Annotated in this window: 1 protein-coding gene; it reads right to left on the bottom strand. The window is 71.3% G+C overall.

Annotated elements, in window-relative coordinates; translation table 11 throughout:
• The coding region (locus ABGB17_RS38765; RefSeq protein ID WP_347639384.1) for a condensation domain-containing protein at positions 1 to 1,403 on the bottom strand (1,403 nt) is incomplete at both ends.

A 1,403-nucleotide genomic window follows, 5' to 3' on the forward strand; every position in this document is an offset into this window, starting at 1 on the left:
GACCTGGAAGAGGGGGTGGCGGGCGAGGGAGCGGTTGGGGTTGAGGGCTTCGACGAGGTGGTCGAAGGGGAGGTCTTGGTGGGTGTAGGCGTTGATGTTGGTGGTGCGGGTTTGGGTGAGGAGTTGGGTGAAGGTGGGGTTGTTGTCGGTTGTGGTTCTGAGGACGAGGGTGTTGACGAAGAAGCCGGTGAGGTCGTCGAGTGCGGGGTCGGTGCGGCCGGCGATGGGGGCGCCGATGGGGATGTCGGTGCCGGCGCCTAGGCGGGTGAGCAGGGCGGTCAGGGCGGCGTGGAGGACCATGAACAGGGTGGCGTCATGCCGGCGGGCCAAGGTGAGCAGGTCTGTGTGCAGGCTCGCGGGCAGGGTGAACGGCAGGGTGTCGCCGCGGTGGCTGGCGATGGGGGGCCGGGGGCGGTCGGTGGGGAGGGTGAGGTGGTCGGGGATGCCGGCCAGGGTGTGGCGCCAGTAGGTGAGTTGCTGGTTGAGCAGGCTGTCGGGGTCGTGGGGGTCGCCGAGGAGTTGGTGTTGCCACAGGGTGTAGTCGATGTACTGGACCGGTAGCGGGGTCCAGGTGGGTGGGTTGCCGTGGCTGCGGGCGTGGTAGGCGGTGGTCAGGTCCCGGGCCAGTGGCGCGAAGGACCACCCGTCGGCGGCGATGTGGTGGACCACCAGGGCCAGGACCTGGTCCTCGGGCCCCAGTCGCAGGAGTTCGGCGCGGATGGGCAGGTCGTGTTCCAGGTCGAAGGGCCGGCCCGCCGCGACCGCGAGTTGCTCGTCCAGGTTCTCGGGGGCGACGGGGCGGGTGGTGAGCGGCACGGTGATCTGGTCGGGGGTGAGTACGTGCTGGTAGGGCTCGTTGTCGTGCAGGCGGAACACGGTGCGCAGGCTCTCGTGCCGGGTCAGGACGTCCGCGAGTGCCGCTCGCAGTGCCTCGACGTCCATCGCTCCGCGGAACCGCAGCGCCGTCGGCAGGTTGTACGTCGCGCTGGGGCCTTCGAGCTGGGCCAGGAACCACAACCGGCGCTGGGCGTAGGACAGCGGGGGTGTGGCGGGGCGGTCCTGTGCGGCCAGTGCGGGACGGCCGGGCGTGCCGGCGGCGGGCTGGGTCACGCGGGCGGCCAGTCCTGCCACGGTGGGGCACTCGAAGACGGCGCGGGCGGGGAGGTCGGTGCCGAGGACGGTGCGGATGCGGCCGGTGAGGCGGGTGGCCATGAGGGAGTGGCCGCCGAGGGTGAAGAAGTTGTCGTCGATGCCGATGCCGGGCACGCCCAGGACTTCGGTGAACAGTTCGGCGAGGGTGGTCTCCAACGGGGTGCGGGGGGCGCGTCCGCCGGTGGTGGCGGGTGTCTGGGGGGTGGGGAGCGCGGCGCGGTCCACTTTCCCGTTGGGTGACATCGGCAAGG

The organism is Sphaerisporangium sp. B11E5, from assembly GCF_039871875.1.
Lineage (GTDB): Bacteria > Actinomycetota > Actinomycetes > Streptosporangiales > Streptosporangiaceae > Sphaerisporangium.